This window comes from Providencia sp. PROV119 (assembly GCF_028482435.1).
Taxonomy (GTDB): Bacteria; Pseudomonadota; Gammaproteobacteria; order Enterobacterales; family Enterobacteriaceae; genus Providencia; species Providencia stuartii.
This window is the reverse complement of sequence record NZ_JAMPQL010000029.1, coordinates 20,101-45,907: the sequence shown is the minus strand read 5'-3', so window position 1 is coordinate 45,907 and position 25,807 is coordinate 20,101. Positions and strand designations below refer to the sequence as shown.

Annotated in this window: 25 protein-coding genes; 19 read left to right on the top strand and 6 right to left on the bottom strand. The window is 43.9% G+C overall.

Features of this window, described 5'->3' with window-relative positions; all coding sequences use genetic code 11:
• Positions 1-32: 32 nt before the first annotated feature.
• Positions 33-1,319 (top strand): hypothetical protein, encoded by a 1,287-nt coding sequence (locus tag PSF11_RS19025; RefSeq protein ID WP_072502599.1) that lies wholly within the window; start codon positions 33-35, stop codon positions 1,317-1,319.
• A 44-nt stretch (positions 1,320-1,363) separates the two neighbouring features.
• On the opposite strand, the gene bioH is transcribed toward PSF11_RS19025, so the two are convergent.
• Positions 1,364-2,143, bottom strand: a complete 780-nt coding sequence (gene bioH, locus PSF11_RS19020) for a pimeloyl-ACP methyl ester esterase BioH (protein ID WP_004923560.1) — start codon at positions 2,141-2,143, stop codon at positions 1,364-1,366.
• Between the two features lie 33 nt (positions 2,144-2,176).
• On the opposite strand from bioH, the gene PSF11_RS19015 reads away from it, so the two are divergent.
• From PSF11_RS19015 to PSF11_RS18985, 7 genes are all read left to right on the top strand, one after another.
• Positions 2,177-2,860, top strand: a complete 684-nt coding sequence (locus tag PSF11_RS19015) for a hypothetical protein (protein ID WP_014657020.1) — start codon at positions 2,177-2,179, stop codon at positions 2,858-2,860.
• A 63-nt stretch (positions 2,861-2,923) separates the two neighbouring features.
• A complete protein-coding gene (gene nfuA / locus PSF11_RS19010) occupies positions 2,924-3,502 on the top strand; it encodes a Fe-S biogenesis protein NfuA (protein WP_014657021.1) in 579 nt (192 codons plus the stop codon).
• Positions 3,503-3,591: 89 nt separating this feature from the next.
• Positions 3,592-3,915, top strand: a complete 324-nt coding sequence (gene glpE, locus PSF11_RS19005; protein WP_004923549.1) for a thiosulfate sulfurtransferase GlpE — start codon at positions 3,592-3,594, stop codon at positions 3,913-3,915.
• Between the two features lie 16 nt (positions 3,916-3,931).
• Complete coding sequence (glpG, locus tag PSF11_RS19000; protein ID WP_014657022.1) at positions 3,932-4,777, top strand: rhomboid family intramembrane serine protease GlpG; 846 nt, start codon at positions 3,932-3,934, stop codon at positions 4,775-4,777.
• Positions 4,778-4,807: 30 nt separating this feature from the next.
• Positions 4,808-5,566 carry a DeoR/GlpR family transcriptional regulator gene (locus PSF11_RS18995; protein ID WP_004923543.1) on the top strand — a complete coding sequence of 253 codons (759 nt, stop codon included), beginning with the start codon at positions 4,808-4,810 and terminating at the stop codon, positions 5,564-5,566.
• 294 nt (positions 5,567-5,860) lie between these two features.
• Positions 5,861-7,369, top strand: a complete 1,509-nt coding sequence (gene glpD, locus PSF11_RS18990) for a glycerol-3-phosphate dehydrogenase (RefSeq protein ID WP_004923536.1) — start codon at positions 5,861-5,863, stop codon at positions 7,367-7,369.
• A gap of 329 nt (positions 7,370-7,698) precedes the next feature.
• The gene (locus PSF11_RS18985) at positions 7,699-9,267 is read left to right on the top strand and encodes an ATP-binding cassette domain-containing protein (RefSeq protein WP_040132684.1); all 1,569 of its coding nucleotides are present in this window, start codon (positions 7,699-7,701) and stop codon (positions 9,265-9,267) included.
• A gap of 42 nt (positions 9,268-9,309) precedes the next feature.
• On the opposite strand, the gene PSF11_RS18980 is transcribed toward PSF11_RS18985, so the two are convergent.
• The 3 genes from PSF11_RS18980 to PSF11_RS18970 are packed head-to-tail and all read right to left on the bottom strand — an operon-like array spanning position 9,310 to position 10,769.
• Positions 9,310-9,804 carry a DUF2569 family protein gene (locus PSF11_RS18980; RefSeq protein WP_014657024.1) on the bottom strand — a complete coding sequence of 165 codons (495 nt, stop codon included), beginning with the start codon at positions 9,802-9,804 and terminating at the stop codon, positions 9,310-9,312.
• Positions 9,805-9,817: 13 nt separating this feature from the next.
• The gene (locus tag PSF11_RS18975) at positions 9,818-10,177 is read right to left on the bottom strand and encodes a DUF488 domain-containing protein (protein WP_004923526.1); all 360 of its coding nucleotides are present in this window, start codon (positions 10,175-10,177) and stop codon (positions 9,818-9,820) included.
• A 37-nt stretch (positions 10,178-10,214) separates the two neighbouring features.
• Positions 10,215-10,769 carry a DUF2569 family protein gene (locus PSF11_RS18970; protein WP_053110254.1) on the bottom strand — a complete coding sequence of 185 codons (555 nt, stop codon included), beginning with the start codon at positions 10,767-10,769 and terminating at the stop codon, positions 10,215-10,217.
• 198 nt (positions 10,770-10,967) lie between these two features.
• Here PSF11_RS18970 and PSF11_RS18965 point away from each other — a divergent pair, with 198 nt between their 5' ends.
• Positions 10,968-11,867: a DNA-3-methyladenine glycosylase family protein gene (locus PSF11_RS18965; protein ID WP_072502600.1), complete on the top strand. Its 900-nt coding sequence runs from the start codon at positions 10,968-10,970 to the stop codon at positions 11,865-11,867.
• Positions 11,868-11,953: 86 nt separating this feature from the next.
• Here PSF11_RS18965 and poxB read toward each other — a convergent pair whose 3' ends face one another.
• Complete coding sequence (gene poxB / locus PSF11_RS18960; RefSeq protein ID WP_072502601.1) at positions 11,954-13,678, bottom strand: ubiquinone-dependent pyruvate dehydrogenase; 1,725 nt, start codon at positions 13,676-13,678, stop codon at positions 11,954-11,956.
• 1,105 nt (positions 13,679-14,783) lie between these two features.
• Here poxB and proP point away from each other — a divergent pair.
• The 3 genes from proP (at position 14,784) to PSF11_RS18945 (ending at position 18,154) form a co-directional block, all read left to right on the top strand.
• Positions 14,784-16,286 (top strand): glycine betaine/L-proline transporter ProP, encoded by a 1,503-nt coding sequence (proP, locus tag PSF11_RS18955; protein ID WP_004923504.1) that lies wholly within the window; start codon positions 14,784-14,786, stop codon positions 16,284-16,286.
• A gap of 27 nt (positions 16,287-16,313) precedes the next feature.
• Positions 16,314-17,765 carry a deoxyribodipyrimidine photo-lyase gene (gene phrB, locus PSF11_RS18950; protein ID WP_014657027.1) on the top strand — a complete coding sequence of 484 codons (1,452 nt, stop codon included), beginning with the start codon at positions 16,314-16,316 and terminating at the stop codon, positions 17,763-17,765.
• 77 nt (positions 17,766-17,842) lie between these two features.
• Positions 17,843-18,154 carry a monooxygenase gene (locus PSF11_RS18945; protein ID WP_036942261.1) on the top strand — a complete coding sequence of 104 codons (312 nt, stop codon included), beginning with the start codon at positions 17,843-17,845 and terminating at the stop codon, positions 18,152-18,154.
• Positions 18,155-18,246: 92 nt separating this feature from the next.
• Here PSF11_RS18945 and paaZ read toward each other — a convergent pair whose 3' ends face one another.
• Positions 18,247-20,307: a phenylacetic acid degradation bifunctional protein PaaZ gene (gene paaZ / locus PSF11_RS18940; protein WP_040132680.1), complete on the bottom strand. Its 2,061-nt coding sequence runs from the start codon at positions 20,305-20,307 to the stop codon at positions 18,247-18,249.
• Positions 20,308-20,628: 321 nt separating this feature from the next.
• On the opposite strand from paaZ, the gene paaA reads away from it, so the two are divergent.
• The 7 genes from paaA to paaG are packed head-to-tail and all read left to right on the top strand — an operon-like array spanning position 20,629 to position 25,807.
• Positions 20,629-21,567: a 1,2-phenylacetyl-CoA epoxidase subunit PaaA gene (gene paaA / locus PSF11_RS18935; RefSeq protein ID WP_036944051.1), complete on the top strand. Its 939-nt coding sequence runs from the start codon at positions 20,629-20,631 to the stop codon at positions 21,565-21,567.
• Positions 21,568-21,589: 22 nt separating this feature from the next.
• The gene (gene paaB, locus PSF11_RS18930; protein ID WP_004923482.1) at positions 21,590-21,877 is read left to right on the top strand and encodes a 1,2-phenylacetyl-CoA epoxidase subunit PaaB; all 288 of its coding nucleotides are present in this window, start codon (positions 21,590-21,592) and stop codon (positions 21,875-21,877) included.
• Between the two features lie 9 nt (positions 21,878-21,886).
• Complete coding sequence (paaC, locus tag PSF11_RS18925; protein WP_004923476.1) at positions 21,887-22,645, top strand: 1,2-phenylacetyl-CoA epoxidase subunit PaaC; 759 nt, start codon at positions 21,887-21,889, stop codon at positions 22,643-22,645.
• Between the two features lie 4 nt (positions 22,646-22,649).
• A complete protein-coding gene (paaD, locus tag PSF11_RS18920) occupies positions 22,650-23,159 on the top strand; it encodes a 1,2-phenylacetyl-CoA epoxidase subunit PaaD (protein WP_014657032.1) in 510 nt (169 codons plus the stop codon).
• A 10-nt stretch (positions 23,160-23,169) separates the two neighbouring features.
• Entirely contained in the window at positions 23,170-24,228 is a 1,059-nt protein-coding gene (gene paaE / locus PSF11_RS18915) for a 1,2-phenylacetyl-CoA epoxidase subunit PaaE (RefSeq protein WP_014657033.1), read from the top strand.
• 9 nt (positions 24,229-24,237) lie between these two features.
• Positions 24,238-25,011 (top strand): 2,3-dehydroadipyl-CoA hydratase PaaF, encoded by a 774-nt coding sequence (gene paaF / locus PSF11_RS18910; RefSeq protein ID WP_072502602.1) that lies wholly within the window; start codon positions 24,238-24,240, stop codon positions 25,009-25,011.
• A 1-nt stretch (position 25,012) separates the two neighbouring features.
• Positions 25,013-25,807 carry a 2-(1,2-epoxy-1,2-dihydrophenyl)acetyl-CoA isomerase PaaG gene (gene paaG, locus PSF11_RS18905; RefSeq protein ID WP_014657034.1) on the top strand — a complete coding sequence of 265 codons (795 nt, stop codon included), beginning with the start codon at positions 25,013-25,015 and terminating at the stop codon, positions 25,805-25,807.

Here is a 25,807-nt window from a genome sequence, read left to right as displayed (position 1 = left end):
TGACTTCATTCAGGTTAAAAGAGGAAGTATGTATGACAAGATTTGATAAAAGCCTATTTTTAAATAATACGCTTAATTACCTTCGTCAATTCGGCTATCAAGCAATCCCATCAGAAGTGAAATATAATTTAACCAAAGGCCTTACCGCTTATTTCCTCGTTACCTCAGTGAAAAATAGTGGTAACAGTTACATCAGCTTGTTATCGCGAGCGCAAGATTATCTTAATCGTACTCACTTAACTTCAAATAAAACCGATATCTCCCATGAATTACTCACAACAAGTATCAAAAAAGTACTTGATATCCAAAAACCCTTAGATGTGATTAAACGCTATCAAGACTATCATGCCAGCTCTAGCAAAATTGATCGCCGAGGTTTAGGCGTCAAACAATCACTCGCAACCCACCAAAAAGCAGATGTTGAAAGCAGCCAACATTTCAAAAAATATAGTGACAGCGTTCATCAATTAGCTGAACAATATTTTAATGCACTGAAAAATAAAGCACTTAAAAACGTTGATGAGCTCGACCCCTCATTAAATAAGGTTTTATTTAAAAAATTACTCAGCAGATACCCCAATAATTTATCAAAACTCATTACCAAATCCGATAAAAGCCTAATAGAGGCCTGCTTTAATACCGCTGCGGAACAAATGCGTTGCCCCAAGTTAAAGCAATATGACCAATTTATGGCAAAAAATGGATTTATCACAGCGAGTGAAACTGAGCTTAGCTATTTTTTTCAAATAAAAACGCCTGTTGAAATTAAACTAGGGTTACGTGAAGACGCCCGGCAGGCTGAAACAGGCAATAAAGAGACAGGGATACAAATTTTTGCCGGTAAAGATACATTAGCGGCCTATATCCGTAAAAATCCAGCGGATGATGTCACAACTTTCACCCTCTTTGACCCTAATGTCGGTGTTGAAAAATTCTATAGTATTGACGCCTTTCTTACGACGCTGATTAGCAAAGCTACGGCTTATAACCTTGAAAATGGCTATTCTGACAAAACATTGAAATACAAAAAGTTTTATTACCACCGACCACCCACCGCCGACCAAGAACAAACGGCAACCCATCGTGCAAACCTTTTGGCGCCGTCCGCGCCACCACTCCCTTTTGAGCCTTCCGCCCCACCCGAGGCGTTGATGGCAGAAGACACGGTTGACTCTACCAGCTCTGCCGTTCCTCCATCTTATGGCGAACTATTTCTAGGGGATAAATCCCCTTTAGCGCTCCATGACGCACATCTTTCTGGGCAGCACAACGCACCAGCTCCCCCTTATGCCCTATTTTCGCCTACCCAGCAACGTTAGTTTTATCATTTTACTCAGTGGCTTATTGCCACTGAGCTAATAGGTCACTCTTCCAATCGTGCCAGAAAGTCCAGTAAATATTCACAAAATTCATCTGGATGGGAAATGAAGGGTGCATGGGCGCTATGGCGCATCACAACAGAAGGTGAATTAGGATAACGTTCATCAAGTAATGTCGCGACTTTACGTGGCACCAAACCATCTAAGTAACCATAAAGACGTAAAAATGGCACGGTGAGAGCTTTAAGCTCCTCACGTAAATCTGTAATACGTAAAATTTCTAGCCCTGCATTTAGAATTTCCACTTTTGGCATAGGCTGCTCGAGCACCACAGATTTTAGCAATTTAGCATCTTGACGAGCGCTTTCAGTGCCTAACGTCTGCAATGCTAAAAAACGTTCGACTGTGCGCTGAAAATCTGTCGATAGTTGCTGTTCAAACCCAAGTAGCACCGTTGATTTTATCCCCGGCCAGCTCCCCTCATGGGCTTGAAAACAAGGTGATGAAGCAACCGTAATCAATCCTTTTACCTGCTGAGGATGGCTAAGTGCAATATGACTGGCGATTAATCCCCCCAGTGACCACCCGAGCCAAATAGCCTCTTTAGGCGCCTGCTGCCATAAAGTATCAGCCATCGCGGCTAAATTCATCGCATCAAACCCTTGGCTACGACCATAGCCAGGCATGTCAACTAAATGCAAACGAAAATGCGGTGAGATTCGCGGAATAATGGAACGCCACACTTCGGCATTCAGCCCCCATCCGTGCAGCAACACAAGATCTTGAGAACCTTCACCGATTGTCTCCCAGTACAACTGCGTCATGGTTACACTCTCTTTTTTCACAGGAATATGCTTATGCTAACAATGCAAGGTGCCTGTTGGCTATGCCAGCAGCCATTAAAATTAGTGGATCACGGGATTTGTGCGTTCTGCATAAAGCGCATCCCAACCATGTCAAATGTCTGCCATCGGTGCGCACTACCAGCCGAACAAGGCCACATCCTATGTGGTCGCTGCTTAATTCAGCCGCCTGCGTGGCATCGGTTAATCGCTGTTAGCCCCTATCAAGCCCCTTTACGTAAATTAATCCATCGTTATAAGTTTAACCCACAGCCTCAATTAGCTTTCACGCTTGCTAAAGTGTACGCATTACATTGGCTTAATGGTTATCGCCAGCAGCTTTGGCCTAAGCCTGATAGGCTTTTGACAATCCCTTCACACCCTAAGCGGCTATGGTTACGTGAATTTGACCACATTGCTTTTATCGGTGAATATTTAGCCAAGTGGTTAAATATTGCCTATTCACGAAATTCATTATTGCGCACTCGTGATACACTGGCTCAGATAACATTAAAACGTAAACACCGCCACAGCAATCTTAATGGCGCATTTACCCTAACAACCCCTGTCATAGGGCAGCACGTCGCTATTTTTGATGATGTGCTGACGACAGGCGCGACGATGCAAGCCGCGGCACAATTGCTGATTTGTGCGGGTGTAGAGACAGTACAGGCTTGGTCACTCTGTCGCACCTTGTAGGAATGGGGCAAATGGGCGTATTATAACCAACTAAAGCGGTCAACTATTATTGAGCAAATGATTATGATTAATATTACTGAAGCAGCACAGGCTCATTTTGCCAAATTACTGGAAAACCAAGAGCCAGGCACCCAAATTCGCGTGTTTGTCATCAACCCAGGCACACCTTCTGCTGAATGTGGCGTTTCCTACTGCCCACCGGACGCTGTTGAAGCAACAGACCAAGAATTGAAATTTGAGCGCCTATCCGCTTATGTTGATGAGATCAGCGCACCATTCTTAGAAGACGCAGAAATTGATTTCGTGACAGATCAGTTGGGTTCACAACTGACGCTCAAAGCGCCTAACGCAAAAATGCGCAAAGTCTCTGATGACGCACCTCTTATCGAACGTGTTGAGTATGTTTTACAATCACAAATTAACCCACAACTTGCAAGCCATGGCGGTCGTGTCTCACTGATGGAGATCACTGATGACGGCTTTGCTATTTTACAGTTTGGTGGCGGTTGTAACGGCTGTTCAATGGTCGATGTCACATTAAAAGAAGGGATTGAAAAAGAACTTCTCAAAATGTTTGAAGGCGAGCTAAAAGGTGTTAAAGATCTTACTGAGCACCAACGTGGTGAGCATTCGTTCTACTAATTGTTCACCTAAACTTGCTAATCTGACGGCGCCCGTATCTTATTGCGGGTGTCTTTTATTATTTCATCACCTTTATAATTCGGTATTTTATGGAACAATTTGAGACGCTAACGCCTGCACAGGCATACCAACATTGGGTTGATGGCACCGCGATATTAGTGGATGTTCGTGACCCACAAAGCTTCCGTGCGGGGCACGCAAGTGGCGCCTATCATTTGACCAATGAAACACTGAGCGCATTTTTAGCACAAACAGACTATGAGCAGACCATCATGGTGATGTGTTATCACGGTCATAGCAGCCAAGGAGCTGCACAGTACTTAATTAATATTGGCTTCGAATCCGTCTACAGTATCAATGGTGGTTTTGAGGCTTGGTTGAGGGAATATCCACAAGCCGTTACGGCTCTCTAAGCGAGAAAATCCATTCATGATCCATGTTGTTTCATTCACAAATCCCAGAATGGCCCAGGCTTTTGTCGATTATATGGCAAGCCAACATATCGAATTAAAAGTCCATCCTGTTCCAGAGCAGCAGCAAATAGAGCTTTGGCTTCAAGATGAGCAATATCTCGCAAAAGTACAGCAAGAGCTTAACCTTTTTTTGCAAGATCCATCAAACCCCCGTTATACCGAAGCAAGCTGGAAAATAGGTAACACCCAAACCGCGTTTAAATATCGCAACACTTTGACCTTGGCTAATCTCAAAGCACAATCAGGTCCTTTAACCATCGCCGTCATACTGATCTGTGCTGGCGTTTATTTTTGGTTAGCCATAACCCAGCACCTTGATGTGCTACGTTATCTTGCATGGCCACGGGAAGGGCAGCAATTTGAACTTTGGCGGTGGTTTAGCCCTGCATTCGTTCAATTTTCCCTATCTCAGCTCATTTTTAACCTCGTTTTGTGGTGGTATTTAGCTAGCCAAGTTGAACGTAGGCTAGGTTCCGGTAAATTACTAACGATCTTTTTAGTATCTGCCTTATTCTGTAATTGGGGGCAATCGCTGTATAGTGCATCTAATTTTGGTGGACTATCTGGGGTTGTCTACGCGCTGATCAGCTACGTTTGGCTAATGGGTGAACGTCAACCCGAAAAAGAGGTCAGTGCTCCGAGAGGGTTAATCATTCTAGTTGTTGTTTGGCTCGTGTTAGGTAACTTAGAAATTTTAGGTCCTGATATCGCAAATGCCTCACATATATCGGGGTTAATTATCGGATTATTGATGGGAATATGGGATAATCGACATACTTTTACATCCCATCGCTCCAGATAGAACATACATATTTAGTTAGAGGCTAACACCGTGAAACAGACCCAGAGACATGATGCAATCATCGAACTCGTTCGCCTTCAGGGCTATGTGAGCACTGAAGAGCTTGTTGAGCATTTCGAGGTTAGCCCTCAGACGATCCGTCGTGACCTCAACGACCTCGCAGAACAAAATAGGATCCAGCGCCACCATGGTGGTGCAGCCCTGCCTTCTAGCTCGGTTAATGCGGCCTATCACGACCGTAAAATCATGTGGTCAAATGAAAAAGCTCGCATTGCTCAACGCGTTGCCAGCCAGATCCCTGATGGTGCAACCTTATTTATCGATATCGGTACAACCCCTGAAGCCGTGGCTCATGCACTGGTGAATCATAAAAATCTACGGGTCGTGACCAACAACCTAAACGTCGCCACACTGCTAATGCCAAAAGAAGACTTCCGCTTGATCCTCGCGGGTGGCGAAGTACGCTCACGCGATGGCGGCATTGTTGGTGAGGCAACTCTGGATTTTATCTCACAATTTAGGCTGGATTACGGTATCTTAGGGATCAGCGGCATTGATATGGATGGTTCACTACTTGAGTTTGATTATCACGAAGTGCGCACCAAACGCGCAATTATCGAAAACTCACGTTGTGTGATGCTAGTCACTGACCACTCAAAATTTGGTCGTAATGCCATGGTCAACCTCGGCAATATGAATCTGATCGATCATTTATTTACCGACAAGCTACCACCTGAAAGCATTCAAAAAGTGATTGAACAGCACAATGTACAACTCGAGCTGTGCTAATACTTTAATCTAGATGGTAGTATCGGCTACCATCTTTCCTTTCCTGCCAAACTTAACCTTTTCGTTAACCCTCCCGATAACGCTCTCAATGACATTCTTTCGTTAATGTTCGAACATTTTCACTTTGTAAAAATAGTCACAGTATATGTGTGGTTATTGAAAATAATTTGTTACCTTTATCACGAGTTGTTGTTTTTTGTTGGTTAACAGTTGGCATATTAATCGATTTTGATTACAATCAAATGAGCGAAAACGAACATTATAGAAAACGTTTCGAACATCTCAGGGGGATGCATGGAAACTAAAGACTTGATTGTAATCGGCGGCGGTATAAACGGCGCTGGTATCGCGGCAGATGCCGCTGGCCGTGGATTATCTGTATTGCTGCTTGAAGCTCAAGACTTAGCAAGTGCGACATCATCTGCGAGTTCAAAACTGATCCACGGTGGTTTACGTTATCTTGAGCATTATGAATTTCGCCTTGTGAGTGAAGCACTTGCTGAACGCGAGGTGTTATTAAAACTTGCGCCACACATTGCGTTTCCAATGCGCTTCCGTCTGCCGCACCAACCTCACTTACGCCCAGCTTGGATGATCCGTATTGGCTTGTTCCTGTATGATCACTTGGGTAAACGTACCAGCTTGCCCGGCAGTAAAGGGTTAAAATTTGGTCAAAATTCCGTCCTTAAGCCTGAACTTAACAAAGGTTTCGAATATTCAGACTGTTGGGTCGATGATGCGCGTTTGGTTGTATTAAACGCTCAAGAAGTGGTACGTAAAAATGGTGAGGTTCGCACACGTACAAAAGTCACTCGAGCCTATCGTGAAGATGGCTTATGGGTAGTTGAAGCAGAAGACCTGCGCACTGGTGAAAAAGAAACTTGGAAGGCGAAAGGTTTAGTTAACGCTACTGGCCCATGGGTAAAAGAGTTCTTTGACGATGGTTTGAAACTCAAATCACCTTATGGCATTCGTCTTATCAAAGGTAGCCATATTGTTGTGCCTCGCGCTCATGATGAGCCACAAGCTTATATTTTACAAAATGAAGACAACCGTATTGTGTTTGTGATCCCTTGGATGGATGAATTTTCCATTATCGGCACCACCGATGTCGAATACAAAGGCGATCCAAAAAATGTTCGTATTGATGACAATGAAGTGAACTACTTACTAAAAGTCTATAACGATCATTTCAAAAAACAGTTGAGCAAAGCGGATATTGTTTGGGATTACTCAGGGGTTCGTCCATTATGTGACGATGAGTCTGATTCACCACAAGCCATTACACGTGACTACACACTCGATATTCACGATGAAAATGGCAAAGCACCGCTGCTGTCTGTTTTCGGCGGTAAATTAACCACTTATCGTAAACTCGCAGAAGCGGCTGTCGGTAAACTTGCGCCTTACTACCCAAATGCAGGTGCAGCATGGACTAAAAATGGTGTGCTGCCTGGCGGTGACATTGAAGGTTGTGATCGTGATGGTTATGCACGCTTACTACGTCAACGTTACAATTGGCTACCAGAAGGCCTTGCTCTACGTTTTGCAAGAACATACGGCAGTCAAAGCAAGTTGATCCTCGAAGGTGCTAACTCACTCAGCGATCTTGGTGAAGCATTCGGTCATAACGTCTATGAAGCAGAGCTACGTTACTTAGTCGAACATGAGTGGGTTACTGAATTAGATGACGCTATCTGGCGTCGTACCAAATTGGGCATGTGGCTGAACGAAAGTGAAAAACAGCGCATCGCACAATGGTTGGCAGAGCATGTGAACGTCGCTCAACCAGCCACAGTTTAGTTGTAAAAATCTCGTTGGCAATGCACCAAAAGCCAGTCGGTTTATCATCGACTGGCTTTTCTTTTGGAATTTATACTGACCCATAGAGCACAATACCTACTACTTTATCAGTTGCCTAAACGCATAGAGTTTGATTAAATAATCAAATCACTCTTTCTTCCACCTAGCTAAAGGTATTCCCCGACGATGATTTGAGATCTGCCAGAAAATGCTTACAGATACCCAACACGGTATTTCTTTTTCTGTTTTTGGCAGACAATGGTCATCAATCGTCTCATTTCTTGAAAGATAGCACGCTGTTGTCTGCCCCCTGCTCTCAGGAGGTACACATGACTGTTGCTTGTCATTTTTCACAACTTAATATCGAATTTCACCAAACAGCGCTTTTTCCCCCCTTAAATGGCTCCTTGATATGCCAAAAAAATGCGTTAATTGGCAACAATGGCAAAGGAAAGTCTGTATTAATGCGGCTACTTGCTCAACAAATGCAACCAACCTCAGGCTACGTTAGTTGGGCGATGCCTTTTATGCACGTTGACCAGCTCACACGCTTAGAAGGAGATACCATCGCAGACGCTTTAGGTGTTAGCCCCTTGGTCGATGCATTTACAAGAGTCGATTCGGGTAATGCGACTATGGAGGACTTAGAGCTATTGGAAGATAAATGGCACTTACCTGCCATTTGGCAGAGCTTATTGGACTCAGCCAAATTACCCGTGATGATAGATGCTCCAATTAATCACTTAAGTGGTGGTGAGCGAACTCGTCTTGCATTATGTCGAGCCTTCTTACATAAAGACCATTTTCTGTTATTAGATGAACCCGATAATCACCTTGACCATGAGGGTCGCCAGTGGCTAAGCAATAAATTGGCAGAACATAAAGCAGGCTCTTTGGTTATTACTCATAACCGAGCTTTACTGGCTCATATGCAAATGATTTTTGAGTTAACCGATAAAGGGCTACATGAATATGGCGGCAACTATGCCCTTTATGAAGAACAAAAACATTTTGCTATGGCAGCCATTGAGGCCAAAACCGAACGGCTAGACAACCAAATCCGCCAAGAAAAACGCCAACAACACGCCACGTTGCAAAAAGCAGAGCAACGACGCAAACAAGGCGAAAAAGTTCGTTATAGTGGCTCTCAGTCCTTATTGCTACTGGATATGCAAACCAATCGTGCGCAAAAAAGACAATCTAACGTGGCTGAACGCCATCAGCGTGTTATGAACGATTTACAAGGCCAATTACAGGACGTACAAGACAAACAGATCCATAATAAACAACAGAAAATGACGTTAAATTACCAGCCAGATGGTCGTCAGGTCACGATTTTTGCCTCTCAGCTACAACTGCCTTATGGCTACACGGAGCCTGTTTCTTTCACTGCCTATACAGGAGAACATTGGCACATTAAAGGCCGTAATGGCAGCGGTAAATCAACATTGTTAAAAACCCTTGCGGGGATGATTACTGCGGTATCCGGAGAATACCGAATTAACCCTGCATTTTGTTATCTCGATCAACATCTCAATTTATTGGATAAAACACTCCCCGTCGCGGAAGCGCTACAACGCTATCAACCTGCATTTACCGTTGAACAATGGCGCACCCAATTGGGTATGCTCAGGATCCGAGGGGATAAGTCACTCCAACCACTTAGCCAACTTAGCGGTGGTGAACAACTAAAAGCGACGCTATTAGCGCTAACCCATAGCCCAACCCCCCCTGCGGTATTGTTACTGGATGAACCTGATAACCACCTTGATTTAGATTCAAAAACACTATTGGAAGGATTACTCAGCGACTACAAAGGCACGCTTTTTTTGGTGTCGCATGATGAGACTTTTGTCGAACAATGTGGGATGACCAATGAATTAGTGCTGGCAAATTAACCTTTTTATGCCATTGGCTGCCTACTGGCAGCCAACGAGCGACTAGTGAATAAACGTCTGCTTGACTCTATCTGACATCAAAACATAGGGGATCCAGATAAAGCAGTAGAAACAGCTATTTACCACATTAATAATGTAGCTATACTCAATTTCAATGCCAAAAATATTTGGGAAAACAAAGCGCGAAACAACAACCATCACGGTATAAAATAGCATCGAGATAATAAATAAAGGTTTCGCGATTTTTAGGCCTTTGAAGGCTGCGATAACGTTCCACGCCAACAAGACTATCAATATACCTTGGGCCATTTGTAGCATATAAAAAGCGTTTGAAAACCCATCGACATAAAAATCAGATTGCTCATTCGTCACAAGGTGCCAAGCTGATTTAACTTGCAGGATATCTAAGTACATCATGATGATAGTCTGATAAAGCATATAAAACAGACCCAGCATAGGTAAAATAAGCCATCCTCTAATGCCTTGTAGTGGTGTTTTTTGAGGGCCCGTTAAGACTGCGGGTGTGTTGACATCCATCTGATTAATAACCTTATTCTTGTGACTTAATACAGCGTTCTAAATATGCTTTCAATACGTGTGCCTGATTATGCACCTTATCTTTAGCACTATACAGCAAGGTGAGATTGCCCAGCTTCGCTTTCTCTACAAGAGGCATCCAAGCCGCTGAATGATGACTTAATTCTTGATGATAGTCTTCAACAAATTTATCGAATTGGTCAGGATGTTGATGAAACCATTTACGTAACTCATTGGATGGCGCAACGTCTTTATTCCATTCATCATAATCGAGCGCGACTTTTTTTATCCCTCTTGGCCATAACCTATCAACCAATACACGGTATCCATCTTCAGACGAAACGGCATCATAGACTCTTTTACAGTAAATCATGCACCCTCACATTTGCGATATTCAGTATCGCTATTACTTAATTAACAAACGTATTTTTTACCCTGACAGAAACTAAGAAATATAAGCCCCAAATAAAGAGGCGTATCCCACTACCGACAATATCTACAATATCTTCATCCTCTGCTGATATTGAGAATAATGAACTCAATAAAACGACACTTGCTATGGATAGTATGAAGTCACTCGCGTAAAAGAGAATAATGACTTTAATCACCAATTTTTTCTTATAAATAAAGAGATAACATACGAATAACAATAAACCATAAATCAATGCACTCGAGAGTAAGTTAAAATATATGAACTCCCTAGCCATTGGAATAAATGATAATGACGTAGGGTCAGTCATCTTCTCCAAACCTTCTAGCTGCTCTGGAAGGTCTTTCAATAAAGTATAAGGAGTGATAATTAGCGTAAGAAATAATCCTAACATAGGGATTAGTAGCCATCCCCCAAAACCGACGGGTTCAGAAGAAAGAGGCTCATTTTCAACCGTTACTGATGGGCAATCCGTTTTTTGATCTGAACCCTCATTAATTTTACTTGAGGAGAGATGTTCTTCAGATTGGTTCATGGCTAGCTCCTTGCTTTTTAGTTTAACCTCAATGCAAATAGTTAACTTAAATGGAAAATTTATTTTATATAAATCTAACGCTTTTCGATTAAAATATCACCTTTGAATTAAAAATTATCAAAGCCAAAATACGAAAAATATCAAAATAACCTCATATTTTTTGTCCATAAAAATAATAATCCCGATAAGGCCTACTCTATGCCAAAAATAACCGCCCAGCTGTCTCTACCTCCCCATTATCAGACGAATGACTTTTTCGCCTTTCATTTAAGAGATCAACATAATATTGCCGAAATTGTTGAAGGTAATTTATTGCGCAAAGGTATATTGTGGGCGCACTCTCCAGCTCAATTACTTATTGAGATTGATAAAGACAAGGCACACATTACCCTTGATATTGATAACGCTAAAAATCGGCCCAGCGAATACGATGTTGTTGAACTAGGGAAACATATGCTCGGTTTACGGCAAGCCGTCGAACAGTTTGAAGCGGAATATTTATCACATCCCATTATCGGTAAGCTGATTAAGCAACAACAAGGTTTACGAATATATCAATCTTCAAGCCCATTTGAAGCATTAGTGTGGGCGATTATTGGCCAACAAATCAGCGTAACAGCCGCGATTGCAATACGTCGTCGCTTTATTCAAGCCACTGGTTCAAAACACTCATCGGGCATTTGGTGTTTTCCAGATGCACAGCAGGTGTCAAAAGTGACTGATGAATCACTACGCCAAGCTGGGTTTTCTACTGGTAAAATCATCGCCATACGAGCGCTTTGTCACGCACTGTTAAGTCAGCAAATCGACCTATCACAACCTATCAGCAACCATAATGTCACAATATTGACCAACCAATTAGTCAGCCTTAAAGGCATTGGCCCATGGACGGTAAATTATGCGCTTTTACGCGGTTTTAACTACCTCGATGGCTCGTTACATGGCGATGTGGCCGTGAGGCGCAATTTGCAGTCTCTACTTGGCGCAGAGAGCCAGCCTACAGCAAAAGAGACGGAAAAATGGTTAGAGGCATTTTCGCCATGGCGTGCCTTAGTTGCCGCTCATTTATGGCGTAGCCAATCGGCTGCGGGGTATTAATTCCCTCATACAGATAGCAGCCAACCCTAATTGGTTGGCTGCGTAAATTGCCTAATTCGGCAAAGCAGATCAGTCAAAATGACCGATTAACGTAGCCAGTTGGTTTTCGCTAATTCAACAACTTCATCACCACGACCACTTAAAATGGCTTTGAGCATATATAGGCTAAAACCTTTTGCTTCTTGCAAATTAATTGTCGGTGGCATAGAAAGTTCTTGTTTTGCTGTGACAACATCAACAACAACAGGGCCATCATGAGCGAAAGCTTCCTTCAATGCGGCATCCACATCTTCACTCTTCTCAACGCGGATCCCTTTGATCCCAGCAGCATTGGCAACTGCCGCAAAATTAGGGTTATGGAGATCAGTGCCTTCTGTTAAGAAGCCACCTACTTTCATTTCCATAGCGACAAAACCTAACACGCCGTTATTCAGAACAATGACTTTCACAGGTAAATTCATTTGTGCCAGTGACAACAGATCCCCCATCAACATACTAAAACCGCCATCACCACTCATGGTCACAACTTGGCGTTGTTTATCGACAGATTGGATCCCCATCGCTTGCGGCATCGCATTTGCCATTGACCCATGATTAAACGAGCCAATCAAACGGCGTTTACCATTCATTTTTAAGTAACGAGCCGCCCATACCGTTGGCGTTCCCACATCACAGGTAAATACCGCGTCATCCTTCGCCAATGCACTGATCCGGCTTGCTAAATATTGAGGGTGGATCACACCGTCTTTACCCGGTTTCGCTAAATCATCAAGACCTTCACGCGCTTCGGTATAATGTTTCAATGCGCTATCTAAGTGGTGCCTATCTTGTTTCACGTCTAAGTGAGGTTGCAATGCGGTCAAAGTGGCTTTAATGTCACCAATCATGCCCATATCGATATGGCAATGGGAGCCTAAGCTACCTGCATTAATATCGATTTGAATAATCTTAGCCCCTTGAGGATAGAATGGGCGGTATGGGAACTGAGTACCCAGTAACACCACCGTATCGGCATTCATCATTGCATGGTAGCCGGATGAAAAACCAATCAGCCCCGTCATACCAACGCTATATGGGTTATCCCACTCAATGTGCTCTTTACCGCGTAGTGCATGCACGACTGGCGCTTTTAATGTTTCCGCCAGCTTAATCACTTCATCGTGTGCACCAGCACAGCCTGCCCCACAAAATAGGGTGATATTTTGTGCTTGGTTCAGTGCGTCCGCTAACTTCGCAATTTCAGCAGGCTGAGGCATGATCAACGGAGCTTGCGGCTGATACCATGTATCATTTGCTGTTTCCGGTGCTTCACGTAACGCAATATCTCCTGGCAGTACAATGACAGAGACACCTTTTTCTAGAATCGCTTTACGCATCGCAATCCCAAGCACTTGAGGAAGCTGCTCAGGGTTAGAGATCAGTTCGCAATAATGGCTACATTCGCGAAATAGCTCTGTTGGGTGCGTTTCTTGAAAGTAGTTACTACCGATTTCACTAGAAGGGATATGTGCAGCAATTGCTAATACAGGCACGCGATTACGATGGCAATCATACAACCCATTGATTAGGTGCATATTACCCGGACCACAAGAGCCTGCGCAAACGGCTAGCTTACCCGTCATTTGCGCTTCTGCACCTGCGGCAAATGCTGCAACTTCTTCGTGACGGGTGCCTAACCATTCGATTGTGCCAAGACGGCGTAAGCTATCACTCAGCCCATTGAGTGAATCACCCGTAACGCCCCAGATGCGCTTCACACCAGCATTATCTAGGACTTTCGCGACATAGGATGCAACTGTCTGTTTTTTCATAATGGCACTCTTTCCAGTCAGATTAGGTTAAAATATTCACAGAGCATCAAATCTATTTTCTCTGTAATACATCATCATTATTAAACCAATTTACGCACTTTAAACTTAGTGTAACGAATTAAATTTGCGGTTCCTACCGAGGAAAACAAATAGCTATTAAGAACAGAACAATCCTCCACTAATATCAAAAGAAGAATCTAGATACAGCATAAATTAAATATTCATTGTGCGCTGAAATATCAAAAAACAATAATATTAACAATTATTTAATAACCAGTCATAATAAGAGTATTTAATAAATAATATCGATCATGATAAGTAATTTGTTGATTATCCTAGAGGAGTAAAAATAAGATAAATAATTGTATTGGTTAAGGTGCCAAAATATTTAAATTGGTGATTGAAGTGCAAGAAGCTGGCATCAAAATAGAAATATTCACGAAATTCAAACCAGAAATAAGACTCAAAAATAGCTATCGATACATAACTCAAATTCCATACCCTCCATCGGATAAATGGTATGGTTTACCAATAGGTCAAACGCGATATTTTTGCGCGCTGCTGCATAACTCCCCCTCTTGTAAAAAATTTAAGATAAGCATCATATTATTAAGCATTAAACACATCGCAATTTTTTATTAAAAAACAACACACTAAGTATAAAAACCAATTAAGTATTTTTAGCAAGGTTAAAAAATTAATAAAGCCACTAAAATCAGCATAAATAACCGACATTTTACATTTAATCGATATTATTGTATTATTGATGACCTGTTTAAGTCACATAAAGGTTCTCATTTTGCTTTTTTTACAAAATGCACAACAACAAACTAGCTCACAACACTTCTCTATTCCCTGCTCTTCTCTGCGCAATTGTTAGCGGTGATTTTCCCCAAGTCGTCTTAGCAAATTCGATATGAAACACTCGTCATATTGATGATCTTTGCCAGTGATAAATAAAATATTGATGCATTCTACAGATAACGACTATTCTAATATAACGATCTCTGTTTTTATCTGGCGCGAGCAAGATATAGAGATATGGACCACACAGATCATGAATGCAATTCATTACGTTTCGAAATTCAGATAAAAGGATGGTTCCATGAAGTTCAAAAAGAAAAAAGAAAAGCCTTTAAATATTAATGATATTACTATCATTGATGATGGAAAATTAAAAAAAGCCATCACTGCGGCGTCGCTGGGTAATGCGATGGAGTGGTTTGACTTTGGGGTATACGGTTTCTTAGCCTATGTACTCGGTCAAGTTTTCTTCCCTGGCGCATCACCGAGCGTACAGATGATCGCCGCTCTAGCCACTTTCTCTGTTCCTTTCTTAGTTCGACCGCTCGGCGGTGTCGTCTTCGGTATCCTAGGGGATAAGTATGGCCGACAAAAAGTCTTAGCCGTCACCATTATCATTATGTCGATCAGTACCTTCAGTATCGGTTTGATCCCTTCATATGAGACTATTGGTATCTGGGCGCCTATCCTACTATTGTTAGCAAAACTCGCCCAAGGCTTCTCCGTGGGTGGAGAGTATTCAGGTGCAGCTATCTTTGTTGCCGAATACTCACCTGACCGTAAACGTGGTTTTATGGGAAGTTGGTTAGACTTTGGCTCTATCGCAGGTTTCGTGCTAGGTGCCGGTGTTGTAGTACTCATTTCAAGTATTGTTGGTGAAGAAAACTTCCACGAATGGGGCTGGAGGATCCCTTTCTTCCTTGCACTGCCTTTAGGTATCATTGGCCTGTATTTACGCCATGCACTTGAAGAGACCCCAGCATTCCAACAACACATTGAAACGCTCGAAAAACAAGATAAAGCCAATATTCAAAATCCACCGAAAGTCTCTTTCCGTGAGGTCGTTTCTAAATATTGGAAAAGTTTGATGATCTGCGTTGGTTTAGTTATCGCAACAAACGTGACTTACTACATGTTGCTGACTTATATGCCAAGTTACCTGTCGCATAACCTAAACTATTCTGCTGACCATGGTGTGCTGATCATCATTGCCATTATGATTGGTATGCTCTTTGTCCAACCAATTATTGGTTTAACCAGCGATAAAATTGGTCGCCGCCCATTCGTTATTGCGGGGAGTTTAGGTCTGATAGTGTTAGCCTATCCTGCCTTTATGCTCATTGATAGCGGCTCTGTTGGCTTGATTTTTGTTGGTTTGCTTATTTTAGCTGTGCTACTGAACTGTTTTACAGGGGTGATGGCATCAATTTTACCGGCTATTTTCCCAACGCACATTCGTTATAGCGCCCTCGCAATCGCCTTTAATATTTCAGTTTTGATTGCCGGTGCCACACCGACAGTAGCAGCATGGTTAGTTGAATCAACCAATAATCTGTATATGCCCGCCTTTTATTTAATGGTTATCGCCTTAATTGGCCTCTATACTGGTATTACTATGCCAGAGACCGCAAACAAACCATTAAGAGGGGCAACGCCTGCGGCATCTGATAGAGCAGAGGCGAAAGAGATCTTAAGCGAGCACTATGACAATATTGAACAGAAAGTTGAAGATATTGAACAACAGATCGCTGAGCTAGAGAAAAAGCGTCAGTCATTAATTAATCAGCACCCTAAATTGGATTAAACCTGATGTAAGGCAAAGGAGCAGAAGATGGCGAAAAAACAGGCTTGTCACCTAGTCTGGTTTCGTAATGACCTTCGTGTCACCGATAATAAAGCGCTGTCATCTGCTTGTGCTGATCCTGATGCTAAAGTGCTCGCCGTGTTTACGGCTACACCAGAACAATGGCGAGCACATCACCTCTCCTCTCGGCAAATCACCTTTTTGCATCAAAATCTCATTGCGCTTCGTGACTCGCTGGCCAAATTAAGCATCCCTCTGTTTTGCCAAACAACCCCCGATTTTTTAAGTGCCGCACAATGGGTACTGGATTTTGCTCAACAGCAGCAAGTTGACCACCTATATTTCAATCATCAATATGAACTCAATGAGCATAGGCGAGACGAATGGTTGATTCATCACCCACAACGCGCTTTCCGAGTGCATGCTTTTGATGATGCCTTACTATTACCACCAAAATCCGTCACAAATCAGAAAGGCGAAATGTACCAAGTGTACACTCCGTTTCGTCGAGCCTTTATTAGCCAATTAGTGACCACCGATTTTCGTTCCTTACCAGCACCTCAACCACGAGGGGAAGCACTTGCTATCGATGACCTATCACTCCCCTTGTTTGCGCATCACGCCGTCGATATTGCGCCACATTTCCCAGCGGGTGAATCAGCAGCACGCCAACAACTCAGGCAATTTTGTCGCCTAAAAGTGCAGCATTACCAACAGCATCGCGATATTCCCTCAATTGAGGGTACTAGCCTGTTATCCCCATATTTGGCAATTGGGGTACTCTCACCACGGCAATGTTTAAATCGCCTGCTCGCTGAGTATCCACCGCTTTTTGATTCCCCAGATAGCGGGGCATTCACATGGCTTAATGAATTAATTTGGCGAGAGTTTTACCATCATCTACTCGTCGCTTTTCCACGCTTATGCCGCCACCAGCCTTTTATTGAATGGACCAACCACATTCAGTGGAATAGCTCCGATGCTGACTTTAAAGCGTGGCAGCTTGGGCAAACGGGATACCCCATCGTTGATGCTGCAATGCGACAACTCAATACCACAGGTTGGATGCATAATCGCTTAAGAATGATCACTGCGAGTTTTTTAGTGAAAGATTTACTGATTGATTGGCGACTCGGCGAACAATATTTTATGCAGCAATTAATTGATGGCACACTCGCGGCAAACAATGGAGGCTGGCAGTGGTCTGCTTCGACAGGTACTGATGCACAACCTTGGTTTCGTATTTTTAATCCAACCACTCAGGGTAAAAAATTTGACCCTCAGGGTGCATTTATTCGCCAGTGGCTTCCAGAATTACAATCCGTACCCGATAAATATATTCACACACCGCATGAGTGGGCAGAGGCTAACCACGTTACTTTAGATTATCCCGCACCAATTGTTGACCATAAACAAGCACGTTTAGCCACATTAGCCGCTTTTGAAGCAGGAAAAAGCGATAGCGTAAAACACCATTAATTATCAAAGTAATAATTTCAGTTAGGGATTATACTGTCTACTACTCATCCATAGAACAAGCAAAAATCGGAGTCGTTATGCAGGTGATTTTACAGGTCGATTTCCCTTATCAAGGCCCTTGGGGAGAGCAGATGGCTGATGCAATGAAAACATTAGCCGAGTCTATCAATGATGAACCTGGCTTTATCTGGAAAATTTGGACGGAGAACCCATCGACACAAAAGGCTGGAGGTATTTACCTGTTTGCGTCAGAAGGGCAAGCTCAAGCTTACTTACAAAAGCACAGTGCGCGGCTAAAATCCTTTGGTGTTCCTGAAGTCCGAGGGGAGATCTTTGCCGTCAATCATGCGCTTAGCCAACTGAACCAAGCGCACTTTATTCACAATTAATTTCTGACTGCTGATAAGAGGCTGGACAGCGGCTAGCCTCACCGCAACCTGCTATTGAATACGGGCGAATCATCCCCGTATCCGTTCAGCCGCTAAAAATCCCCTTCACGGCGCTCAACAAGCGTCAGAATACTGTATAAGGCAACGGCAACATTATTTTGATTGAAGACTTGAACATCCCATTCAACTACGCCATTTGGCTTATCTTCTGCCGTTTTTTGTGCTTTTTTAATCTTTTTCTTGCAAGTTAAACGCACTTGGATGGTATCACCAATTTTTACAGGCTCAATAAAACGTAAGTTTTCCATACCATAGTTGGCGATCACAGGACCGACTGCCGCATCAACAAATAAACCAGCCGCTGCTGATACAACAAAGTAGCCATGAGCCACTCGCTCACCAAATAATGATTGCGCAGCGCCAATTTTATCCATATGTGCATAGAAATGGTCACCACTTAAACAAGCGAAGTTGACTAAGTCTGCTTCCGACACCGTGCGTCTTGCCGTCAATAAGGTATCGCCAATGACTAAATCCTCAAAATACTTCCTAAACGGATGCACTTGATCCGTCACTACATCTGCACCACGGATCCACTGCTTGGTGACGGCAGTCAGCATAGAAGGGCTACCTTGAATAGCCGTTCGCTGCATATAGTGTTTAACTGCCCTCAATCCGCCTAGCTCCTCGCCACCACCCGCGCGACCCGGGCCACCATGCACTAATAGTGGTAATGGTGAGCCATGCCCCGTTGATTCTGTCGCTGAGGCTTCATTTAGAATCAACATTCGACCATGTGCCCGTGCACTTCTACGGATAACATCTTGCGCTACTGAGGTGTCTGCCGTTACTAATGTACCCGCAAGGCTCCCTCCTCCCATAATGGCCAACTCAACCGCTTGGTCACTCGTCTCATAGCCAATCAATGTTGCAACCGGCCCAAATGCCTCCGTTTCATGGACGGCCTGATTAGTATAAGGATCGGCGCAATAGAGCAAGGTAGGCGGATAGAATGCCCCTTTTTGGCTATCGGCCCCCATCACATTCAGCTCTTGAAGATCCCCTCCACACAGGATTTCACAACCGTTTTGCTGTAAATACATAACCTTTTCATGAACATCATCACGCTGCTCTTGATTGATTAAAGCCCCCATGCGCACGCCTTCAACGGCAGGGTCACCGACAGTGATACCCGATAAGCGTTTTAATAATGCCTGTTTAACTGTTTCTAACTGGGGCTTCGGCACAATGATACGACGGATTGCTGTACATTTTTGCCCTGCTTTCACCGTCATTTCACGGGTCACTTCTTTAATAAATAAAGAAAATTCAGGTTGTTCTGGAGTAACATCAACCCCAAGTATTGCGCAGTTAAGGGAGTCTGCTTCCATGGTGAATGGGATCGACTTTTCACGTAATCGAGGGTGAGATTTTAATTTTTGCCCTGTTGCTGCCGAGCCAGTAAAGGTCACCACATCCTCAAAATCGAGATATTCAAACATATCACCGATCCCCCCGCAGATTAGCTGAATAGCACCTTCAGGCACTAACCCACTTTCAACGATCAGGCGCACCATTGCTTGAGTAACTTGAGCGGAAGCCGTCGCAGGTTTAATAATCGCAGGCATCCCCGCTAGCCACGTTGGTGCCAATTTTTCTAGCATTCCCCAACAAGGGAAGTTAAATGCGTTGATATGTAATGCCACACCATGGCGGGAAGTTAAAATATGGCGAGCAATAAATTGGCCTTGTTTCGATAGCGGGATCATCTCATCTTCGGGCCAAATCGTATCATCTGGCAACTCGCGATTTGCAAGCCCTGCAAAAGAGAAGAGTGTTGCGATCCCACCTTCAATATCAACCCAACTATCTGCTTTAGTCGCCCCTGTTTGTGCTGATATTTCATAAAGAGACGCTTTATGCTCTAGCAAATATTTAGCGACGGCTTTTAACATTTGGCCGCGCTGCTGGAAAGTCATGGCGGATAAAGCATCCCCGCCTTTTTTCCGACCGTAATCAAGACAATCAACCAGAGGTAAACCCGCAGTGGTAACCTCATATAACGCCTGCCCAGTCAATGCATGATAAATTTTGCGGCCTTCACCTTCACCATATAACCACTTCCCCGTTATATAACTTGTTAATTGCTGCATGGCATCTCTCCAAAATAAAAAACAACAAACACAAATATTAAATAAATATGTATCACAATATGGGCAGCGAATGCCAACCTCAATTTAACAAATTAAGAACAAAACTTATCCATTAGCTACTAACAAATAAAAACCACACTAATTTACACAAAATTAACTCTATGATTTAAATCAATAAACTTAAATTGATTGTGAAGCCAATCGCAAAAGAAGAATAAATGAGATTGATTTTATTGTTAACGATTCCTAGCATTAATGTTAAATATTGTGATTCATTTTTTATTTTTATTTAATTTAATACGAATCATTTGGAAGAAAACAATGAATGAGCAAAATCAGGCAAACTTCGAGGCCAAAATCGAAGCCGACATTAATATTGAGCCAAAAGATTGGATGCCCGATGCCTATAGGCAAAACCTGATCCGCCAAGTTGGACAACATGCACACTCGGAAGTTATCGGCATGCTGCCAGAAGCAAACTGGTTAACTCGCGCACCCACATTGAGACGTAAAGCTATCTTGTTAGCAAAAATCCAAGATGAAGCAGGTCATGGCCTCTACCTTTATAGCGCAGCCGAAACGTTAGGATGCACTCGCCAAGACATCTATCAAAAGATGCTTGATGGCAAAATGAAATATTCGTCTATTTTTAACTACCCCACCCTAACTTGGGCCGATGTAGGTGTGATTGGCTGGTTGGTTGATGGTGCCGCCATTGTTAACCAAGTTGCCCTCTGCCGAGCCTCATATGGCCCCTATGCACGAGCGATGGTGAAAATCTGTAAAGAAGAGAGTTTTCATCAACGTCAAGGTTACGAAGCTGTCACTGTACTGGCGAACGGCTCTGATGAACAAAAAGCCATGTTACAAGATGCCATTAACCGTTTCTGGTGGCCTGTTCTGATGATGTTCGGCCCGAACGACAGTGACTCCCCACACAGTGCACAAAGTATGGCATGGAAAATTAAAAGATTTAGTAACGATGAGCTACGCCAAAAATTTGTTGATAACACAGTACCGCAAGTGGAAGCCCTCGGTATGACTATTCCAGATCCAGAACTGAAATGGGATGAGGAGCTAGGGCACTACCGCTTTGGTGAAATCGACTGGGAAGAGTTTTATCAAGTCATTAAAGGCGAAGGCATCTGTAATTACGAACGCGTGCATGCCAAACGCAAAGCTTGGGAAGATGGAGCATGGGTACGCGAAGGTGCCATGGCACATAGCCGAAAACAGAAAGCCGTTAAATCCGCCGCCTAGCACAGAATAAAAGGAAAAGACCATGAGCAATCAAGATTGGCCATTATATGAAGTTTTTGTTCGGAGCAAACAAGGGCTTGCGCATCGTCATGTCGGTAGCCTGCATGCCGCTGACGATCAGATGGCACTAGAAAATGCACGCGATGCTTACACTCGTCGTAGTGAAGGATGCTCCGTTTGGGTGGTCAAAGCGACGCATATTATTGCCTCTCAACCAGAAGATAAGAGCGCTTTCTTTGACCCTGCTGACACCAAAGTCTATCGCCACCCAACTTTTTATACCATCCCCGATGGCATCAAAAACATGTGAGGCAACGATATGAATCAGCATGAAGCACTCAAACAATATGTTTTAAGGCAAGGCGATAGCGCATTGATCTTGGCTCAACGGCTATGTGAATGGTGTGGTCATGCACCAGAATTGGAAATCGACCTTGCTCTCTCCAACATCGGTTTGGACTTACTCGGTCAGGCAAGAAACTTTTTAGCGTATGCCGCAACCCTATCAGGAACAGAGTTTGATGAAGATAAAATTGCCTTCCTCCGAGATGAACGTGAGTTTTGCAACTTACTGCTGGTAGAGCAACCAAACGGCGGCTTCAACGACACGCTAGTACGCCAATTTTTTATGGATGCCTACCATGTTCCGCTTTATCAAGCCTTAATTCACAGCGCAGATGAACAATTGGCAGCCATCGCGGAAAAATCGCTCAAAGAGGTGCTCTACCACTTACGCTTTAGCCGTAACTGGATGATCCGCTTAGGTGATGGTAGCGAAGAAAGCCATCGGCGAATTCAGCAGTCGGTCGATCAACTGTGGCGCTTTACAGGCGAATTATTCCACGCCGATGAAGTCGAGATTACGCTCGCAGAGGTAGGTATCGCTGTTGACCCTCGAACATTACGTGAACAGTGGTTAGAAACGATCACAGAGACTTTCGCGCAAGCCACGCTGACGATGCCTGAACAAAATGCATACCGTTTAGGTGGCAAACAGGGTAACCACACTGAACACTTGGGCCTCATTTTAACCGAGCTACAGTTTGTCCAACGCGCTTATCCAAATTGTGAATGGTGATGCTATGGAACAGAGATTGCAAAACAGCGGGTTACAACCCCCTCAAATTCATCAGATCTGGCAGCAACTACATCAAATCCCCGATCCTGAGTTACCTGCACTCTCCATTACTGATCTTGGCATGATCCGCAATGTTTTTGCCACATCTCGTGGCTGGAAAGTGATGTTTACACCCACTTATTCCGGTTGCCCAGCAACTGAATTTTTAATTAACGAAATCAAAAATGTTTTAGAGCATGCCGGGTTTCCCAATGTGGAAATCGAGGTCGTTCTCACGCCGGCATGGACAACAGATTGGATGAACCAAGACGCCAAACAACGCTTGCGTGAATTTGGTATTGCGCCGCCAGCAGGAAAAGCCTGTGAACACCCCGAAAAATCGGGGCCAATCTGTTGCCCACGTTGCGACAGTCAACACACAGAGAAAATCAGCGAATTCGGCTCGACCGCCTGCAAAGCACTATATCGCTGTCTCGAATGCTTTGAGCCATTTGATTATTTTAAATGTATTTAAGGGCACACTCATGACTGTATTTCATCGTTTAAGTATTGCTGCAATTGAACGTGACACGCCTGATGCGGTTGCTGTGACCTTCTGCGTTCCTGATAATTTGCGCGAGCACTATCGCTACCGCCCTGGGCAACATTTAACCCTAAAAGCCTTAGTCAATGGCGAAGACTTACGCCGCTGTTATTCCATTTGCAGTTCACCTGACGACGGGGTTCTAAAAATTGGTGTTAAAGCCATCCACGAAGGACGTTTTTCAAATTTTATTAACCAACAACTTCATGTTGGCGATAGCCTTGATGTGATGATCCCCCAAGGGAAATTTGGTTATCAACCTCAAGTCACAACAGAAGGTCGTTACCTTGCGGTTGCGGCAGGCTCCGGTATCACACCTTTACTTTCCATTATTAAAGCCACCCTACAAACTGAGCCACACAGCCGCTTCACTTTAATTTATGGCAACAAAAATAGCCGTTCGGTGATGTTTAAAGAGAGCATTGCCGACCTTAAAAACCAGTATGCAGAACGTTTTCAGGTGCTCTATCTATTTAGCCAAGAGCAGCAAGACAGTGCACTGCTTAGCGGTCGCGTGAATAAGCCACAATTAATGGCATTGGGTAAAACCTTGCTCAATTTTAAGCAATTTGACCATGCTTTTGTGTGCGGCCCTGAAGAGATGATGGACGATGTGCAATCTGCATTAGCTGAATGTGGCATGGCGCCAGAGCGTATTCATAGTGAGCGTTTTAACACTTCCGGCACGAAATTCCGCCCATCTGCAACATTAGCAACGGATAACCGCCAAGTCAGCATTCACCTTGATGGACGTACAATGACCATCAATATGGATAGCCAAGACGACAGTATTCTGGATGCGGCCTTACGCCAAGGCGCAGACCTTCCCTATGCCTGTAAAGGCGGTGTTTGCGCAACATGTAAATGTAAGCTTAAAGCGGGCGAAGTTGAAATGGGCGTCAACTACAGCCTTGAGCCGGACCAAATTGCGGATGGTTATATTTTAAGCTGCCAAGCATGGCCGAAAGGCGATGGCGTAGAACTCGATTTCGATGTGTAGGAGGCTCATATGCAAACTGATTGGATCCTAGCTCATATTGAACATCGCGTCCTAACATTGACGTTGAATCGCCCTGATGTGCGTAACGCCTTAAGTACTGATTGCCTCGAATTACTTGTCGATCACCTTGAACAAGCCGATAAAGACCCACAAATCGGCGCCATCGTTATTGCCGGCAACCCACGTTTTTTTGCGGCGGGTGCTGACCTTAAAGAGCTCCAGCAACAAACCGTTGCGGCGGCGATCACGGATAGGCGCCCTCAAGTTTGGCGCCGTTTTTCGCAAATTTCCAAACCCATTATCACCGCAGTCAATGGTTATGCATTGGGTGCTGGCTTTGAATTAGTACTTGCAAGTGATGTGGTCATTGCCGGTGAAACGGCGCGTTTTGGCTTACCTGAAATCACCCTAGGGCTAATACCTGGCGCGGGAGGAACTCAACGTCTGGTTCGCGTGGTTGGCAAATCCCTTGCGATGCAAATGGTACTCACGGGGGAGGCGATTCCTGCACAACGTGCCTTACAAGCAGGATTAGTGAGTCAAATTTGTGTGGATGGGTTAGTTGTTGAATACGCACAGAAACTTGCCCAACGCATGGCGGAACACGCCCCACTTGCCGTGAGAGCGGCTAAAGCATCCATTAATGCAGCTCAAGAAATCTCACTTTCAGAGGGATTACAGCTTGAGCGCCAATATTTTGTCACCTTGGCAGGTACTGATGACCGCCGCGAAGGGATCAATGCTTTCTTTGAAAAGCGACAGCCAAAATTTACAGGACAATAAGATGCCAAACAGCGCAATGATACTGACAACACTGGAAAATGGCGTACTCACCATTACATTAAACCGCCCTGACCGGTTAAACAGCTTTAACGATGAAATGCATCGTCAACTAAGTGATGCACTAAAAATTGCTGAACGTGATGATACCGTGCGTTGTTTAGTGATTACAGGAGCCGGTCGTGGTTTTTGTGCAGGTCAAGATTTGAATGATCGCAATGTTTCGGTTAGCGAACAGGCACCGGATTTAGGTTATTCCGTCGAAACTTTCTATAACCCCCTGATCCGCCGACTCACTTCACTACCGAAGCCTATCATCTGTGCCGTTAATGGCGTAGCCGCAGGTGCAGGCGCGGCAATCGCCTTAGCGGGTGATATCGTTATTGCGGCTAAAAGCGCCAGTTTTATTCAATCTTTTTGCCGCTTAGGTTTAGTACCGGACTCCGGTGGTAGCTGGTTCTTACCTCAATTAGCAGGCCATGCAAGAGCCATGGGGATGGCATTACTTGGCGATAAAATTAGCGCTGAGCAAGCACTACAGTGGGGCATGATTTGGCAAGTCACTGAAAATGATGAGCTGACAACCACCGTTAATCAATTAGCCCAGCACCTCGCCACACAGCCAACTTATGGCTTAGGACTAATCAAAAAAGCTATCTATCGTGCCGCAACTAACACATTAGATGAGCAGCTAGACCTAGAACGTGATTTACAGCGCTTAGGTGGACGCAGCGAAGACTATCGCGAAGGAGTCGATGCCTTTTTGAATAAGCGCGAACCTAAGTTTAAAGGACGCTAA

What these genes read in the sequence shown, in the direction of transcription:
- PSF11_RS19025 (WP_072502599.1), top strand. Translation starts at nt 33, where the DNA reads ATGACAAGATTTGATAAAAGCCTATTTTTAAATAATACGCTTAATTAC.
- bioH (WP_004923560.1), bottom strand. Translation starts at nt 2,143, where the DNA reads ATGACGCAGTTGTACTGGGAGACAATCGGTGAAGGTTCTCAAGATCTT.
- PSF11_RS19015 (WP_014657020.1), top strand. Translation starts at nt 2,177, where the DNA reads ATGCTAACAATGCAAGGTGCCTGTTGGCTATGCCAGCAGCCATTAAAA.
- nfuA (WP_014657021.1), top strand. Translation starts at nt 2,924, where the DNA reads ATGATTAATATTACTGAAGCAGCACAGGCTCATTTTGCCAAATTACTG.
- glpE (WP_004923549.1), top strand. Translation starts at nt 3,592, where the DNA reads ATGGAACAATTTGAGACGCTAACGCCTGCACAGGCATACCAACATTGG.
- glpG (WP_014657022.1), top strand. Translation starts at nt 3,932, where the DNA reads ATGATCCATGTTGTTTCATTCACAAATCCCAGAATGGCCCAGGCTTTT.
- glpD (WP_004923536.1), top strand. Translation starts at nt 5,861, where the DNA reads ATGGAAACTAAAGACTTGATTGTAATCGGCGGCGGTATAAACGGCGCT.
- PSF11_RS18985 (WP_040132684.1), top strand. Translation starts at nt 7,699, where the DNA reads ATGACTGTTGCTTGTCATTTTTCACAACTTAATATCGAATTTCACCAA.
- PSF11_RS18980 (WP_014657024.1), bottom strand. Translation starts at nt 9,804, where the DNA reads ATGGATGTCAACACACCCGCAGTCTTAACGGGCCCTCAAAAAACACCA.
- PSF11_RS18975 (WP_004923526.1), bottom strand. Translation starts at nt 10,177, where the DNA reads ATGATTTACTGTAAAAGAGTCTATGATGCCGTTTCGTCTGAAGATGGA.
- PSF11_RS18970 (WP_053110254.1), bottom strand. Translation starts at nt 10,769, where the DNA reads ATGAACCAATCTGAAGAACATCTCTCCTCAAGTAAAATTAATGAGGGT.
- PSF11_RS18965 (WP_072502600.1), top strand. Translation starts at nt 10,968, where the DNA reads ATGCCAAAAATAACCGCCCAGCTGTCTCTACCTCCCCATTATCAGACG.
- poxB (WP_072502601.1), bottom strand. Translation starts at nt 13,678, where the DNA reads ATGAAAAAACAGACAGTTGCATCCTATGTCGCGAAAGTCCTAGATAAT.
- proP (WP_004923504.1), top strand. Translation starts at nt 14,784, where the DNA reads ATGAAGTTCAAAAAGAAAAAAGAAAAGCCTTTAAATATTAATGATATT.
- phrB (WP_014657027.1), top strand. Translation starts at nt 16,314, where the DNA reads ATGGCGAAAAAACAGGCTTGTCACCTAGTCTGGTTTCGTAATGACCTT.
- PSF11_RS18945 (WP_036942261.1), top strand. Translation starts at nt 17,843, where the DNA reads ATGCAGGTGATTTTACAGGTCGATTTCCCTTATCAAGGCCCTTGGGGA.
- paaZ (WP_040132680.1), bottom strand. Translation starts at nt 20,307, where the DNA reads ATGCAGCAATTAACAAGTTATATAACGGGGAAGTGGTTATATGGTGAA.
- paaA (WP_036944051.1), top strand. Translation starts at nt 20,629, where the DNA reads ATGAATGAGCAAAATCAGGCAAACTTCGAGGCCAAAATCGAAGCCGAC.
- paaB (WP_004923482.1), top strand. Translation starts at nt 21,590, where the DNA reads ATGAGCAATCAAGATTGGCCATTATATGAAGTTTTTGTTCGGAGCAAA.
- paaC (WP_004923476.1), top strand. Translation starts at nt 21,887, where the DNA reads ATGAATCAGCATGAAGCACTCAAACAATATGTTTTAAGGCAAGGCGAT.
- paaD (WP_014657032.1), top strand. Translation starts at nt 22,650, where the DNA reads ATGGAACAGAGATTGCAAAACAGCGGGTTACAACCCCCTCAAATTCAT.
- paaE (WP_014657033.1), top strand. Translation starts at nt 23,170, where the DNA reads ATGACTGTATTTCATCGTTTAAGTATTGCTGCAATTGAACGTGACACG.
- paaF (WP_072502602.1), top strand. Translation starts at nt 24,238, where the DNA reads ATGCAAACTGATTGGATCCTAGCTCATATTGAACATCGCGTCCTAACA.
- paaG (WP_014657034.1), top strand. Translation starts at nt 25,013, where the DNA reads ATGCCAAACAGCGCAATGATACTGACAACACTGGAAAATGGCGTACTC.